At 73.0% G+C, this 15,523-nt stretch carries 11 protein-coding genes; 5 read left to right on the top strand and 6 right to left on the bottom strand.

Annotated features, from left to right (window positions below; translation table 11 throughout):
* Nucleotides 1-33: 33 nt before the first annotated feature.
* A complete protein-coding gene (locus tag LN652_RS00695; protein ID WP_230442804.1) occupies nt 34-597 on the bottom strand; it encodes a TerD family protein in 564 nt (187 codons plus the stop codon).
* A gap of 212 nt (nt 598-809) precedes the next feature.
* On the opposite strand from LN652_RS00695, the gene LN652_RS00690 reads away from it, so the two are divergent.
* Complete coding sequence (locus LN652_RS00690) at nt 810-5,384, top strand: ATP-dependent helicase (RefSeq protein WP_230442803.1); 4,575 nt, start codon at nt 810-812, stop codon at nt 5,382-5,384.
* Entirely contained in the window at nt 5,377-6,168 is a 792-nt protein-coding gene (locus LN652_RS00685) for a DNA-formamidopyrimidine glycosylase family protein (protein ID WP_230442802.1), read from the top strand. The genes LN652_RS00690 and LN652_RS00685 overlap by 8 nt, the downstream gene beginning before the upstream one ends.
* Before the next feature lie 7 nt (nt 6,169-6,175).
* Here the strand turns inward: LN652_RS00685 and LN652_RS00680 are convergent, their stop codons facing one another.
* Both LN652_RS00680 and LN652_RS00675 read right to left on the bottom strand, forming a co-directional pair.
* Nucleotides 6,176-6,475: a helix-turn-helix domain-containing protein gene (locus LN652_RS00680; RefSeq protein ID WP_230442801.1), complete on the bottom strand. Its 300-nt coding sequence runs from the start codon at nt 6,473-6,475 to the stop codon at nt 6,176-6,178.
* Nucleotides 6,476-6,486: 11 nt separating this feature from the next.
* On the bottom strand, nt 6,487-7,023 hold the full coding sequence (locus LN652_RS00675) for a CinA family protein (protein WP_230442800.1): 537 nt from the start codon (nt 7,021-7,023) through the stop codon (nt 6,487-6,489).
* An 18-nt stretch (nt 7,024-7,041) separates the two neighbouring features.
* Between LN652_RS00675 and LN652_RS00670 the strand changes: the two genes are divergently transcribed.
* On the top strand, nt 7,042-8,808 hold the full coding sequence (locus LN652_RS00670; protein WP_230442799.1) for a glycoside hydrolase family 15 protein: 1,767 nt from the start codon (nt 7,042-7,044) through the stop codon (nt 8,806-8,808).
* A gap of 43 nt (nt 8,809-8,851) precedes the next feature.
* Here the strand turns inward: LN652_RS00670 and LN652_RS00665 are convergent, their stop codons facing one another.
* The 3 genes from LN652_RS00665 to rimO all read right to left on the bottom strand — a co-directional run bounded on the left by LN652_RS00665 (nt 8,852) and on the right by rimO (nt 13,407).
* A complete protein-coding gene (locus tag LN652_RS00665) occupies nt 8,852-11,137 on the bottom strand; it encodes a bifunctional metallophosphatase/5'-nucleotidase (protein ID WP_230442798.1) in 2,286 nt (761 codons plus the stop codon).
* Nucleotides 11,138-11,323: 186 nt separating this feature from the next.
* Nucleotides 11,324-11,944 (bottom strand): CDP-diacylglycerol--glycerol-3-phosphate 3-phosphatidyltransferase, encoded by a 621-nt coding sequence (gene pgsA / locus LN652_RS00660; RefSeq protein ID WP_230442797.1) that lies wholly within the window; start codon nt 11,942-11,944, stop codon nt 11,324-11,326.
* Nucleotides 11,941-13,407, bottom strand: a complete 1,467-nt coding sequence (gene rimO / locus LN652_RS00655; RefSeq protein ID WP_230444793.1) for a 30S ribosomal protein S12 methylthiotransferase RimO — start codon at nt 13,405-13,407, stop codon at nt 11,941-11,943. The genes pgsA and rimO overlap by 4 nt, the downstream gene beginning before the upstream one ends.
* Before the next feature lie 155 nt (nt 13,408-13,562).
* Here rimO and LN652_RS00650 point away from each other — a divergent pair, with 155 nt between their 5' ends.
* Together LN652_RS00650 and LN652_RS00645 are read left to right on the top strand one after the other, a co-directional pair.
* Complete coding sequence (locus LN652_RS00650; protein ID WP_230442796.1) at nt 13,563-15,098, top strand: APC family permease; 1,536 nt, start codon at nt 13,563-13,565, stop codon at nt 15,096-15,098.
* Between the two features lie 4 nt (nt 15,099-15,102).
* The gene (locus LN652_RS00645; protein ID WP_230442795.1) at nt 15,103-15,519 is read left to right on the top strand and encodes a universal stress protein; all 417 of its coding nucleotides are present in this window, start codon (nt 15,103-15,105) and stop codon (nt 15,517-15,519) included.
* Nucleotides 15,520-15,523 lie beyond the last annotated feature (4 nt).

Here is a 15,523-nt window from a genome sequence, read left to right as displayed (position 1 = left end):
AGATCATCGCGCACGCCGGCGATCCCGCGACGCTCAGGCGAAGGGCAGGAGCGCGTCGAGCGAGTCCGTGGGTGTCTTGAGCGCGATGCCGGTGCCGATCGCGCCGAGCTTCCAGCCCGGCCCGTCGCGGAACAGCCTCGCCATCACCAGTCCGGTCTCCCGCACCCCGAGGGTGAGGGTGAAGCGCGCCAGCTCGGTGTCGTCGTCGAGGAGCCGGCAGTACGCGTTGTGGATGAACTCCAGGGTGTGCCCCTGGTAGCTGCTGACCAGGAACAGGATCGACTCGACCCTGGGATAGACCTTGGCCAGGTCGACGGTGATCACCTCGTCGTCACCCTCGCCCCTGCCGGTGGTGTTGTCGCCGAGGTGGACCACCGCGCCGTCCCGGGTCGCGAGGTGGTTGAAGAAGGCGAGGTCGAAGAACTGGCCGCCGGCGAACTGCACGGCCGAGGCGTCGAGGTCGATCGGCGGCGCACCGCTGGCGATGAAGCCGGCCGTCGGGGAGTGGTCCCAGCCGACGGCCATCGTGACCCGGGTCAGGGGCTCGCCGTCAGTCGTGGCCAGGGAGAGCTCCTGCCCCTCGGTCAGCTCGATCATGCTCGCTCCTCGGTCGTCCGGTGCTCCCGAACCTAGCGCGGCCGTCCGTGACCGCAGGCTGCCCTCCGCCGATCGCCACAGGGGTGGCCGTGTGCGCGTGGTGGTGCCGGACCGCCGGTCGAGGGGACCGTCCGCCCCGGCAGGCAGGCACGCAGAACGCCCAGCCCGACGGGCGAGGTCCGCTGTCGGACCCCGGTGACACACTGGCGCGCATGACCGCCCTCGACCGCTTCAGCGCCCCGACGCGAGCGTGGTTCGAGGCGTCCTTCGCCAGCCCGACGCCCGCGCAGGAGGGCGCCTGGGACGCCATCGCCGCGGGCAAGCACGCCCTCGTCGTCGCGCCCACCGGCAGCGGCAAGACCCTCAGCGCCTTCCTCCACGCCATCGACCGACTGCTCAGCAGCGAGCGGCCCGACGACAAGTCCCGGCGCACGCGGGTGCTCTACATCTCGCCGCTCAAGGCGCTCGGGGTCGACGTCGAGCGCAACCTGCGCGCACCGCTCACCGGCATCCGCAACACCGCCGAGCGGCTCGAGGCCACCGTCCCCGACGTCACCGTCGGCCTGCGCTCCGGCGACACCAGCCCGGCCGACCGGCGCAAGCTCGGCACCACTCCCCCCGACATCCTCATCACCACCCCGGAGTCGCTGTTCCTGATGCTCACCAGCCAGGCGCGCGAGACCCTGCGCGGCGTCGACACGGTGATCATCGACGAGGTCCACGCCGTCGCCGGCACCAAGCGCGGCGCCCACCTCGGCATCAGCCTCGAGCGCCTCGACGCGCTGCTGGAGAAGCCCGCCCAGCGGATCGGGCTGAGCGCGACGGTCAGGCCGCTCGAGGAGGTCGCACGCTTCCTCGGCGGCACGCAGCCGGTCGAGATCGTCTCCCCGCCGAGCACCAAGGAGTGGGACCTGCGCGTCGTGGTGCCCGTCGAGGACATGACGATGCCCGAGGAGTACGACGAGGAGTCCGGCGACCCGGGGCGGTCCACCAGCATCTGGCCCCACGTCGAGGAGCACGTGGTCGACCTCGTCGAGCAGCACCGCTCCACCATCGTCTTCGCCAACTCCCGTCGCCTCGCCGAGCGGCTGACCGCCCGGCTGAACGAGATCGCGTCCGAGCGGGCCGAGCGGGCGCTCGACGACCCGGGTCCCGAGACGCGCGCGGGCCGGGCCCCTCGACCGGCGGGCGCCGGGTCGCCCGCGCAGGTCATGGCGCAGTCCGGGCAGAGCGGCGGTGCCGAGACGGTCATCGCCAAGGCCCACCACGGCTCGGTCTCCAAGGAGCAACGCGCCGTCATCGAGGACGACCTCAAGCGCGGGCGGCTCCCCTGCGTCGTCGCCACCAGCAGCCTCGAGCTCGGCATCGACATGGGCTCGGTCGACCTGGTCATCCAGATCGAGTCGCCACCCAGCGTCGCCAGCGCCCTCCAGCGCGTCGGCCGTGCAGGCCACCAGGTCGGCGAGACCAGCCGCGGCGTGCTGTTCCCCAAGCACCGTGGTGACCTCGCCCAGACCGCGGTCGCGGTCGAGCGGATGCGCACCGGCGCCATCGAGAAGATGTCGGTCCCGGCCAACCCGCTCGACGTGCTCGCCCAGCAGGTGGTGGCCGCGCTCGCGATGGAGGACTGGGCGGTCGACGAGCTCTTCGCGCTCGTGCAGCGGGCCGCCTCCTACTCCCAGCTCCCGCGCAGCGCCTACGACGCGACCCTCGACCTGCTCAGCGGCCGCTATCCCAGCGACGAGTTCGCCGAGCTCCGCCCGCGCATCGTCTGGGACCGCGTCACCGACACCCTGAGCGGCCGCCCGGGCGCCCAGCGGCTCGCCGTCACCAGCGGTGGCACCATCCCCGACCGCGGCCTGTTCGGCGTCTTCCTCGTCGGCGAGAAGGCGAGCCGGGTCGGCGAGCTCGACGAGGAGATGGTCTACGAGTCGCGCGTCGGCGACGTCTTCGCCCTCGGCGCCACCAGCTGGCGGATCGAGGACATCACCCACGACCGGGTCCTCGTCACCCCCGCCCCCGGCATCCCGGGCCGCCTGCCGTTCTGGAAGGGAGACGCCCTCGGCCGCCCCGCCGAGCTCGGCGCCGCGGTCGGCAGCTTCACCCGCGAGCTCGCGGCGCTGCCCCCGGCCAAGGCCGTCGCCAGGGTCAAGGAGCGCGGCCTCGACGACTATGCCGCCACCAACCTCGTCACCTACCTCACCGAGCAGCGCGAGGCCACCCAGGTCGTGCCCCACGACACCCAGGTCGTCGTCGAGCGGTTCCGCGACGAGCTCGGCGACTGGCGCCTGGTCGTCCACTCCCCCTACGGCACCCCCGTCCACGCCCCCTGGGCCCTGGCCATCAACGCCCGGCTCCGCGAGCGCTTCGACGTCGACGGCCAGGCCGTCGCCTCCGACGACGGCATCGTCATCCGGATCCCCGACACCGACGCCGAGCCGCCCACCGGCGAGGTGATCGTCTTCGAGCCCGAGGAGATCGAGCAGATCGTCACCCAGGAGGTCGGCGGGTCCGCGCTGTTCGCCAGCCGGTTCCGTGAGTGCGCCGCGCGCGCCCTCCTGCTCCCGCGTCGCGACCCGGGTCGCCGCAGCCCGCTGTGGCAGCAGCGCCAGCGCAGCGCCCAGCTGCTCGAGGTCGCCTCGCAGTACCCGTCCTTCCCGATCGTGCTCGAGGCGGTGCGCGAGTGCCTCCAGGACGTCTACGACCTGCCCGCGCTCGTCGCGCTGCTCGGCAGGGTGCAGCGCCGCGAGGTCACGGTCGTCGACGTCGCCACCACGACTCCCAGCCCGTTCGCGCGGAGCCTGCTCTTCGGCTACGTCGCCCAGTTCGTCTACGAGGGTGACTCGCCGATCGCCGAGCGGCGCGCCGCAGCGCTCTCCCTCGACCAGGGCCTGCTCGCCGAGCTGCTCGGCCGAGCCGAGCTGCGCGAGCTGCTCGACCCCGAGGTGCTCGCGGAGGTCGAGGCCGAGCTGCAGTGGCTCGCCGACGACCGCCGGGCCCGCACCGCCGAGGGCGTCGCCGACCTGCTCCGGCTCGTCGGCCCGCTGTCCACCGACGAGGTCCGTGCCCGCGCGGTGGACGGGGCCGACGCCGTGTCCTGGCTCGCCGAGCTCGCGGCGTCGCGCCGGGTGCTGCAGGTCCGGATGGCCGGTGAGGACCGGTGGACCGCGATCGAGGACATCGGGCGGCTCCGCGACGGGCTCGGCGTGCCGGTCCCGGTCGGCACCCCCGACGCCTTCCTCGAGCTCCCCGACGACCCGCTCGGCGACCTGGTCTCCCGCTACGCCCGCAGCCACGGCCCCTTCACCACCGCCGAGGTCGCCGCCCGGCTCGGGCTCGGCGAGGCGGTCGCCCGCCAGACGCTCCAGCGCCTCGCCCACCGTGGCCGGGTGCTCGACGGCGAGTTCCGTCCCTCGGGCTCGGGCAGCGAGTGGTGCGACGCCGAGGTCCTGCGCAAGCTCCGCCGCCGCTCGCTGGCCCGGCTGCGCCAGGAGATCGAGCCGGTGCCCCAGGACGCGGTCGCACGCTTCCTCCCCGCCTGGCAGCGCATCGGTGGCACCGGTCGCAGCCAGCTGCGCGGCGTCGACGGCGTGGTCGCCGCGATCGACCAGCTCGCCGGCTGCCCGGTGCCTGCGAGCGCGCTCGAGCCCCTCGTCCTCGCTGCGCGGGTGCGCGACTACGAGCCCTCGATGCTCGACGAGCTCACCGCGTCCGGCGAGGTGATCTGGTCGGGCCACGCCCCGCTGCCCGGCAGTGACGGCTGGGTGAGCCTCCACCTCGCCGACCAGGCCCACCTCACCCTGCCCGAGGTCGAGGCCGACGAGCCCACCGGCCTGCAGCGTGCCGTCCTCGACGCGCTCGACCCCGGCGGGGCGTGGTTCTTCCGCCAGCTCGCCGACCGGGTCGGCTCGACCAGTGACCCGGAGCTGTCGACCGCCCTCTGGGACCTGGTCTGGCAGGGCCGGGTCACCAACGACACCCTCACCCCGCTGCGCGCCCTCGTCCGCAGCGGCACTCCCTCCCACCGCACCCGCCGGACGCCGCCGCGCCTGGGCCGCCCGGGCCGCGGCGGGGGCCGGATGCCGGCCCGCACCGGCCCGCCGGAGACGGCCGGGCGCTGGGCGCTGCTCCCCGAGCGCGACGACGACCCCACCCGCCGCGCCCACGCGCGCGCCGAGCACCTCCTCGAGCGCCACGGCGTCGTCACCCGCGGCGCGGTCGTCAGCGAGCGGGTCGCCGGCGGCTTCGCCGGCGTCTACAAGGTGCTCAGCGCGTTCGAGGACTCCGGTCGCTGCCGGCGCGGCTACTTCATCGAGGGCCTCGGCGCCGCCCAGTTCGGCACGGCAGGCGCGGTCGACCGGCTGCGCACCTTCTCCGACCCGGCCTCGTCGTCCGGGGGCAAGCCGGAGGTGGTCGCCCTCGCCGCGACCGACCCGGCCAACGTCTTCGGCGCCGCCCTGCCCTGGCCGGAGGCGGACGCCGAACGGTCCGGCCACCGTCCGGGGCGCAAGGCGGGCGCCATGGTCGTGCTGGTCGACGGCGCGCTCACGGTCTACGTCGAGCGGGGCGGTCGCACGCTGCTCACCTGGAGCGAGGACGAGGAGGTCCTCACCCCGGCCGTGGCCGCGCTCGCCGAGGCCGCCGGCCGCGGCGCCCTGGGCCGGCTCACCGTCGAGAAGGCCGACGGCCAGCCGCTGATCGGTGGCGGCGGCGACACCCCCATCCGGCAGGCCCTCTCGGCCGCCGGCTTCGTGGCCACCCCCAAGGGGCTGAGGCTGCGTGCCTGAGGGTGACACCGTCTTCCGGTCGGCGGCCGCGCTCGACCGCGCCCTCACCGGCCACCGGCTCACCCTCACCGATTTCCGGGTGCCCGCGTTCGCCACGCTCGACCTGTCCGGCGGCACGGTCGTTCGGACCCTGTCGCGCGGCAAGCACCTGATCACCCGCATCGACCACGACCGCGCCTGGAGCCTGCACACGCACCTGCGGATGGAGGGCTCCTGGCACGTCTACGCCGACGGCGACCGCTGGCGTCGCCCCGGCGAGCAGGTGCGGGCGGTCCTTGGGGTCGAGGGCCGCACGGCGGTCGGGTTCTCGCTCGGCATCGTCGAGGTCGTGCCGCGCCACGAGGAGGGTGCGCTCACCGCCCACCTCGGACCCGACCTGCTCGGTCCGGACTGGGACCCCGACGAGGCGGTGGCACGCCTGCTCACGCAGCCGGACCGGCCGGTGGGCGAGGCGCTCCTCGACCAGCGCAACCTCGCCGGCATCGGCAACATGTACATGGCCGAGCTGTGCTTCACCAGCGGGCTGCACCCCACCACGCCGGTCGCGCAGGTGCGCGACCTCCCCCGGCTGGTGCGCCGCGCGCACCAGATGCTCGAGGTCAACAAGCGGCGCGCCATCCAGTCCACCACCGGCGACCTGCGCCAGCGCGAGCGGCTGTGGGTCTACCGACGGGACCGGTCGCCGTGCCGCCGCTGCGGCACGCCGGTCGCGGTCGACATGGTCGGTGAGCCGGGGCGCGAGCGCGCGGCGTACTGGTGCCCCAGCTGCCAGCCGGCGCCGTGAGCGGAGGTCAGGCGGCGGAGGCGACGACGTCGCCCGCGACGATGGGCGCGCTGGGCGCCAGGCCGAGCGCGACCTCCTCCAGCGCCACCGCGTCGGCGACGTCGCGGAGCACGTCGGAGAGCGGGAGGTCCATCGCCTGGCACAGCGAGGCGAGGAGCTCCGAGGACGCCTCCTTCTGCCCGCGCTCGATCTCGGAGATGTAGCCCAGGCTCACCCGGGCCTCGGCGGAGAGGTCACGCAGGGTCATGCCGCGCTGCATCCGGGCACCGCGCAGCACCTCACCGAGCAACCGTCGGAAGAGAACCATGCGCGATGTCCTTACTCTCGCTCGAGTGGAGTCGTGGGGCCAACGCTACCCGAGGAGGGTTTCTTCCCGGGCGAGGATCCGCGCATCGTCTCGACCAGCAGGTCGAGGGCGGCGCTGCAGGTCGCCTCGCGGACCGCGGTCCGGTCACCCTCCAGGGCGAGGAGACGGGTCTCGAGCACGTCCGGACCGGCGACGCCGACCCACACCGTGCCGGCCGGGTGACCCTCCTGCGGGTCCGGGCCGGCCACGCCGGTGGTCGACAGCGCCCACGTCGCGTCGAGGCGTCGACGCACGCCCTGCGCCATCGCCGCGGCGCACTCGCCGGACACGACGCCGTGTCGCGCCACCACCGCCTCCGGCACCTCGAGCAGCGACACCTTGACCCGCGTCGCGTAGGACACCACGCCGCCGACCAGGCTACGCGAGGCGCCGGGGACGTCGGCGAGGCGAGCGGCCAGCAGCCCGCCGGTCAGGGACTCGGCGCACGCCACCGTGGCGCCGCTCGCGACCAGCAGGTCGAGCGCGCGTTCCGCCTCCGGCAGCCACATGTCGGTGACACTAGCCGCATGCCCCTCCCCATCGAGGACTACGCACTCATCGGCGACCGCGCGACGGCTGCCCTCGTCGGCAGGGACGGGTCGATCGACTGGCTGTGCCTGCCGCGCTTCGACTCCCCCGCCTGCTTCGCCGCCCTGCTCGGCAGCGAGGAGCACGGACGCTGGCTGCTCGCGCCCGCCGGTCCGGTGGTCTCGACCACCAGGAGGTACGTCGACGGGACGGCCCTGCTGGAGACGACGTTCACCACCGACGACGGCGAGCTGGTGCTGCTCGACGTGATGCCGACCGGGGACGGGCGTGCCGACGTCGTGCGCCGGATCACCTGCACCCGCGGACGGGTCCGCGTCCGCCACGACTGGCGGGTCCGCACCGACTACGGCCGGGTACGTCCGTGGGTGAGCCGCGAGCAGGCACACGACGAGGAGGTGGTGGTCGCGGTCGCCGGGCCGGACAAGCTGGTCCTGCGCGGCCCGCGCCTCCCGCGCGGCCACGAGGGCCACCACGACGACGAGTTCGACCTCGTGGCCGGCGAGGAGATGACCTTCTCGATGACCTGGGTGCACTCGTGGCACGACGTGCCGGTCCCGCTGGGCCGCACCGAGCGGATCAGGTCGACCGTCGAGCACCAGCGCGCCTGGTCGGCCCGCGCACCGCAGGACGTGCCCCACGCCGGCCTGGTGGGGCGCAGCCTGCTCACCCTGATGCTGATGACCCACCAGGACACCGGCGGGATCGTCGCCGCGCCGACGACGTCGCTGCCCGAGGACTTCGGCGGCGAGCGCAACTGGGACTACCGCTACTGCTGGCTGCGCGACGCGGCGCTGACGCTGGAGTCGCTGCTCAGCGCCGGCTACGAGGACGAGGCGCTGCAGTGGCGCCGCTGGCTGCTGCGCGCGGTCGCCGGCGACCCCGCCGACCTGCAGATCATGTACACCGTCGACGGCAGCCGCGAGCTGCCCGAGCGCGAGCTCGACCACCTCCCCGGCTACGCAGGCAGCCGCCCGGTGCGGATCGGCAACGGCGCCGTGTCGCAGCGCCAGAACGACGTCCTGGGCGAGGTGATGATCGCCCTCGACCTCGCCCGCCGGGCCGGGCTGGAGGAGACCGTGAACTCGTGGGCGTTGCAGCGCGCGCTCGTCGACGAGCTCGCCGACCACTGGGACGACCCCGACAACGGCCTGTGGGAGATCCGCGGCCCGCAACGCCACTTCACCCACTCGCGGGTGATGGTGTGGGTCGCGTTCGACCGCGCCGTGCGGGCCGTCGAGGAGCACGGCCTCCCCGGGCCGGTCGAGCGGTGGCGCGAGCTGCGCGACCGGGTGCGCGAGGAGGTGCTCGACAAGGGGTTCGACGCCGAGCGCGGCACGTTCACCCAGCACTACGACACCCGCGAGGTGGACGCGTCGCTGCTGGTGATCCCGCTCGTCGGGTTCCTGCCCGGCGACGACCCGCGGGTCCTCGGCACGATCGCGGCGGTCCAGGAGGACCTGCTGCGCGACGGGCTGCTGCTGCGCTACCGCACCAGCACCGGCGTCGACGGGCTCGCAGGCGCCGAGCACCCCTTCCTCGCCTGCTCGTTCTGGCTGGTCTCGGCGCTGGCGGCGGCGGGTCGCCGCGACGAGGCGGCCACGCTGTTCGACCGGCTGTGCGGGCTCGCCAACGACGTCGGCCTGCTCGCCGAGGAGTACGACGCCGAGCACGACCGGATGGCCGGCAACTTCCCCCAGGCGTTCAGCCACCTCGCCCTCGTGCAGGCGGCCCTCGCCCTGCGCTGAGCAGGACGAGGGCCGCCTCGGTCGATCGGGGTGCGTCAGCGCGTCAGCGGCGGCGCACCTTCACCACGACGACCTCGCGGTCGCCACGGATCTTGCGGTTGCCCGCGTAGGACACGACGATCCGCTTCTTGCCGGTGTTGGCGAAGCGGTCGAGGCGCACGAACGCCTTGCCCTTCTTGAGCTTGACCGTGTAGGTCTTGCCGCCCGCCTTGACCGTGATCTTGCCGGTCACCTTGGAGAGGCCGAGGGCCGAGGCCTTCAGCTTCAGGCGCATGCGGGTCTTGCCCTTGACGACCCGCTCGGGCTTGGTCCGGACCTTGAGCGCGCCCTTGGCCTTGCGGACGTCGATCGGCAGCGAGAACGTCGTGCCGGTCGAGGCGCCGGTGAAGGTCAGCACCTGCTTGCCGGTCTTCGTCTTGCCCTTGAGCTTCACCGACACGGCGCTGGTGCCGTAGTCGTCGAACGGGCTGGTGCCGATGGTGTTGTCGACGGCGGTGGAGCCGAGGGCGACGTCGCCCGCCTTGATCGCGAGGGCCGCGTCCTTGGCGTCGGCGGCCGTGCTCATGGCGAGCGAGGACAGCGAGAGCTTCACGTCCTGGCCGATGCGGTAGAACCGCGGCGCGTCGGCCGCCCAGGAGACGCCGACCTGGCGCTGCTCCGAGCGGACGGCCAGCGGGGTGGTCGCGGCCTTGGCCGCCAGGTAGTCGACCATCGCCTGCAGGTCGACCCGGCCGGTGTCGCGCTTGCCCGTGCCGGCGTTGAAGCCACGGAAGTTGTCGCCACCGCTGGCGAGGAACGAGTTGACCGTGACCGAGTACGACGCGGCCTTGTCGATCGCCTTGCCGTTGAGCCACATCCCGGTCACCCGGTCACCCTCGGGCCGCTTGGCGTCGTAGGTGGCGAGGAAGCCCTCGGAGACGCCGAGGCGCAGGAACGGGCGGGTCGGGACGTTGCCGCTGCCGTCGCGCTGCCACTGCTGCTCGAGGACGGTCTTGATCTGCGCGCCGGTCATCTTCATGTTGACGAGCGTGTTGGCGAACGGCTGGACCACCGCGGCCTGCTTGTAGGTCAGGTTGGCCGGGAAGCCACCCGCCACGCCGGTCATGTCCTGGCGGAGGCCACCGGGGTTCATGAACGCGATCTGCGCGCCGCCGGCCTCGGGGGTCGAGGTCGCCCAGCGCTGCACCTCGGCGACGAGGTTGCCGGCGGTGGACTCGCCACCGCGGTTCTCGGTGCCGTCCGCGAGCTTGGCACGGTTGAAGGGACCGGCGATCTTGCCGAGCACCCGAGCGCCGAGGACGTCGGCCTTGGTGACCGCGTCGCTGACGAGCGTGGTCACCGCCGCCTTGGTGTCGATCGCCGTCTGGTCGGTCAGGGTGACCGTGTTGGCCCGGACGATGTCGTTGGTCGTCACCGACACCGCGTCGGTGTCGGGGTCGACGCTCATGACGAGGCGGTTGAGGTTGGTGCCGTACTGACCGGCCGACACGACCGGACGTCCGTTGATCGTGTGGTTGTAGGCCAGGTGCGTGTGGCCGGAGATGATCGCGCTGACGTCGCCGTCGACGCCGTTGACGATGCGGCCGAAGGCGTTGGCGTTGCTCGACGCCGAGGCGGCGGTGGTGTCGGGCGCACCCTCGTGGACCAGCAGGACGACGACGTCGGCGCCGTCGGCCTTGAGCCGGTCGGCGGCGGCGTTGGTCTCGTCGATGATGCTGGAGATCTTGAGGTCGGCGATGCCGGACGGGCTCACCAGGCTCGGGAGCTCCTCGGTGACGCCGCCGACGAAGCCGATCTTCACGCCACCGACCGTCGTGGTCCAGGTGCCGCCGTCGGACGCGTCGTTGGCGTCGGGCGTCCGGGCTGTCACGTCCGGGAGGGCGTACGAGCTGTCGGACTTCTTGCGCACGTTGGCGGCGATGTACTGCCAGTTGGCGCCGCCCTCGGGGTTGGTGGTGGCGTCGTAGGGCGCCATCACGCGGCTGACGAGGTCGTTGTAGCCGGCGTCGAACTCGTGGTTGCCGGCCGAGGAGACGTCGAGGCCCGCGGCGTTGAGCGCGTCGAGCGTCGGCTTGTCGCGCTGGATGAACGACTCGAAGGTCGAGGCGCCGATCAGGTCGCCGGCCGCGGTGAAGACGGTCGTGCCGGGGTGGTCGGACTCCAGCTGCTTGACGGCGCCGGCGAGCTGGGCCGCGCCGGCCTCCTGGGCACCGTTGGAGGTGTTGGACAGGAGTCGACCGTGGAAGTCGTTGGTCGCCAGGATCTGGATCGTGACGGGCGCGGCGTTCGCCGGTGCCGCCGTCGAGATGACGGCGAGAGGGGCTGCCACGAGCCCCGTCAGGGTGGTCGCGAGGGCGATGCCGCGACCGGTTCGTGATGCTGACACGAGGTGGCCTTTCGTCCGGGTGCGTGTGAGTCGGCTCACCCTAGCGCCCGGTCCGGCCGTCCTCGTCTCGGCACGACAACGATTTCCCGACTGGTCGGTCAGTGTTCTCGTCGCGCCGTGCCGGCACCCTCAGGAGGCGTGCGCGCGCTGCTTGCGCACCTCGCGGACGAACTCCCAGCCCGACCACATCGTCATCACGACCGCGCCGGCCAGCATCACCTGGCTGAGGTAGAACAGCACCTCGCCGAGCGGACCGGGCCAGAAGTCGAACGCACCGCCGTGGGCGTCGCCGTGCGGCAGCGGCCAGGTGAGGCCGGCGAGCGCGAACGCCTGGAGCACGGTCTTGATCTTGCCGCTCCGGGCGGCGGGGATGACGACCTGCTTGAGGACAGAGAGGCGCAGGAGGGTCACGCTCCACTCGCGCAGCAGCACGACGACCGTGACCCACCACCAGACGTCGCCGACGATCGAGAGGCCGATGAAGGCCATCCCGGTGATCGCCTTGTCGGCGATCGGGTCGGCGATCTTGCCGAAGTCGGTGACCAGGCCGTGCTTGCGCGCGAGGTCGCCGTCGATCTTGTCGGTGATCATCGCGAGCGCGAACAGGGCGAACGCGACCCAGCGCCACAGCGGGTCGTTGCCGCCGTCGTGCAGCAGTGCCCAGCCGAAGAACGGCACCATCACGATGCGCAGCGTGGTGAGGGCGTTCGGCACGTTGAAGTTGGACACCCGGTCGGTCTCGGTGGTCATGCGCGGGCTCCGTCCACGGTGACATCCAGGTCGGCGACCAGGTCGACGCCGTCGGTGCCGGTCACGGTCGCGGTGAGCAGGTCCCCGACGCGCGCTCCGGCGGCGCCGACGACGACGGTGGTGCCGTCGACCTCGGGACCCTGGTGGTCGGCGCGCCCCTCGACAACACCGTCGGACACCGACTCCACCAGCACCCGCACCCGCTCGCCGATGCGCTCCTCGGCCCGCTGGGCGTTGAGCTCCTCCACGAGCGTGGACACGTGCTCGGCGCGGGCGCGCACCTCGTCGTCGTCGAGCTTGAGGTCGTCGGCGAAGCCGGCCGCCTCGGTGCCGTCCTCGTCGGAGTAGCCGAAGACGCCGGTGACGTCCATCCGGGCGGCGACGAGGAAGTCGCAGAGGGTCTGCAGGTCGTCCTCGGTCTCGCCGGGGAAGCCGACGATCACGTTGGCCCGCACGCCGGCGAGCGGGGCGAGCGTCCGGACCTGCTCGAGCAGGCCGAGGAAGCTCTCCGGGTCGCCGAAGCGCCGCATCCGGCGCAGCACCGAGGCGCTGGCGTGCTGGAAGGACAGGTCGAAGTACGGCACCACCCCGGGCGTGCCGGCGATCGCCTCGATCAGGCCCGGCCGGGTCTCGGCGGGCTGGAGGTAGGACACCCGCACCCGCTCGACGCCGTCGATGCCGGCGAGCTCGGGCAGCAGCGTCTCGAGCAGCCGCAGGTCGCCGAGGTCCTTGCCGTAGGAGGTGGAGTTCTCGCTGACGAGGAACAGCTCCTTGACGTCCTGCGTGGCCAGCCACTGCGCCTCCTGCAGCACGTCGCTGGGACGGCGGCTGACGAAGGAGCCGCGGAAGCTCGGGATCGCGCAGAACGAGCAGCGCCGGTCGCAGCCGCTGGCCAGCTTGAGCGGGGCCATCGGCCCGGCGTCGAGGCGGCGGCGCACGGCGCGCGGCCCGGTGGCCGGCGCGCCCGTGCCGATCTCGGACACGTCGGCGACGGCCGGCTCGTGGCCCGGGACCGAGATCGCGGAGGCGTCGCGGTCGACCGGCGAGATCGGCAGCAGCCGTCGGCGGTCGGACGGCGTGTGCGGGTGGTGCGTCTCCCCCGCGACGATCGAGCGCAGCCGCGCCGCGATGTCGGGGTAGTCGTCGAAGCCGAGGACGGCGTCGGCCTCGGGGAGCGACTCGGCGAGGTCCTTGCCGTAGCGCTCGGCGAGGCAGCCCACCGCGACGACGGCCTGCGCGCGCCCGCCGTTGCCGGCCGACTCCTTGAGGTCGGCGGCCTCGAGCAGGGTGTCGACGGAGTCCTTCTTCGCGGCCTCGACGAAGCCGCAGGTGTTGACCACGACGGTGTCGGCGTCCTCGGGGTCCTCGACGAGGACGAAGCCGCCCGCCTCGAGGCGCCCGGCGAGCTCCTCGGAGTCGACCTCGTTGCGGGCGCAGCCGAGGGTGACGACGGCGACCTGCAGCGGGGAGGCAGGGTCGAGGGCGGACTCGGGGGCAGCGTCAGTCGTGGTCATCGCACCCGTGAGTATGCCGGTTCCGGTCGGCACATCCCCCATTCCGGGGTTCCCGCGAGCCCCGCGATCCGGTAGACATTCGTCACGGTCGAGCGGAGCTGCCCATGACGGACACGCAGACGGGGAACAGCCAGCTGAAGGCGGGAGCCATCGGCTTCGTGGACGCGCTCGTGATCGGGCTGGCGTCCACCTCACCGGCGTACTCGCTGGCCGCGATCATCGGTGCGGTCACCGCCCTGGCCGGGGTGAGCGCACCGGGCATCCTGCTGGCGTCGTTCGTCCCGATGGCGCTGATCGCCGCCGCCTTCCTCCACCTCAACCGCGTCGACCCCGACTGCGGCACCACCTTCAGCTGGGTGACCCGGGCGATGGGACCGTGGTTCGGCTGGCTCGGCGGCTGGGCGATCATGATGACCGGCGTGCTGATCGTCGGCTCGCTGGCCGACGTGGGCATCCGGTTCGGCCTCTACGGCTTCGGCGACCTGCTCGGCAGCGACGCCCTCGTCGAGGCCGCCGACAACGCCTGGGTCCGGATGCCGCTCGCGATCGTGCTGGTGCTGGTGATGACCTGGATCTGCGTGCTCGGCACGGACGTGTCGGCGCGGCTGCAGAACGTCCTCATCCTCGTCCAGGTGGTCTCGCTGCTGGTCTTCGCCGCGGTGGCCATCGTCCGTGCCGTCGGTGGCGACAGCCCGCTCGACGAGGTGACCCCGGCGGTCGGGTGGCTGAACCCGTTCGGCGCCGGCGGTGCAGCGCTGAGCTCGGGACTCCTGCTCGGCGTGTTCGCCTACTGGGGGTGGGAGTCCGCGGTCAACCTCAGCGAGGAGACGACCGACGGTGCCCGTACGCCCGGGCGCGCCGCGATGCTGTCGACCTTCATCCTGCTGCTGACCTACGTCTCGGTGGCGGTCGCCGTGGTCGCCTTTGCCGGCACCCAGTGGCTCAGCGACAACGCCGGCGAGGAGGAGGCGGTCTTCTTCACCCTCGCCACCGAGGTGCTCGGCGGGTGGGGCTGGGTGCTGCTGCTGTCGGTGTCGACGGCCGCGATCGCCTCGACCCAGACCACGATCATCCCCGCCTCGCGCACCGGCCTGTCGATGGCGCGGCGCGGCGCCATCCCCGCGCAGGTCGGCCGGATCCACCCCCGCCACCGCACCCCCGACGTGAGCACCTGGCTGGTCGCCGTGATCGCGATCGTCTGGTACGTCGGCATGTACCTCGTCAGCGAGAACGCGCTGTTCGACTCCCTGACCGCGCTCGCGCTGCTGATCGCCTTCTACTACGCGCTCACGGGCATCGCCTGCGCCGTCTACTACCGCAAGCACCTCACCGAGAGCGTGCGCAACCTGCTGCTCATCGGCGTCGGTCCGGTCCTGGGCTCGCTCATGCTGATCTGGCTGCTCGCGCTCGCCGTGCGCGACCAGTCGGACCCCGCGAACTCCTACAGCGGGCAGGCGTGGTTCGGAGTCGGTCCGCCGCTGGTGATCGGCATCGCCGTCTTCCTCGTCGGCGTCGTGCTCATGTTCGTGTGGCGCGCCCAGGAGCGGCGCTACTGGGCCGAACGGCCCTCGCTCCCCGACCCCGACGTCGTGCGCGGCCTCAAGCCGGCGCGACCCGATCCCGACGGACTGGAGGGCTGAGCCCGTGACCGTGCTCCTGGGCTACGACGAGTCCCCCGGCGCCGACGCCGCGCTCGCGGCGGCGATCGAGGTGGCCAAGAAGTGGGGCGAGGACCTCGTCCTCGTCTATGGCGCCGCACCGCCCGGCGGGATGGGCGAGGAGGCCCACGTCCACCGCGACGCGCTGATGGAGATGGGACGCACCGCGACCGCGCACGCCCTCGAGCGCGCCACCGCGGAGGGGGTCGCGACCACCGTGCGGCTCGTCGACGCCAAGCCGGCCGAGGCGCTGGTCGAGGTGGGCGACGAGCTCGACGCCACGGTCATCGTGGTCGGGACGGCCGGCGACAGCCCGTTCCGCGGTGCGCTCCTCGGCTCGACCCCGCACAAGCTGCTGCACCTGGCCAACCGCCCGGTGCTCTGCGTCCCCGTCGAGCGCTGAGCCG

Origin of the sequence: Nocardioides okcheonensis (assembly GCF_020991065.1) — a bacterium.
In the GTDB taxonomy this organism is placed as follows: Bacteria; Actinomycetota; Actinomycetes; order Propionibacteriales; family Nocardioidaceae; genus Nocardioides; species Nocardioides okcheonensis.
This window is presented reverse-complemented; position numbering and strand designations above follow the sequence as displayed.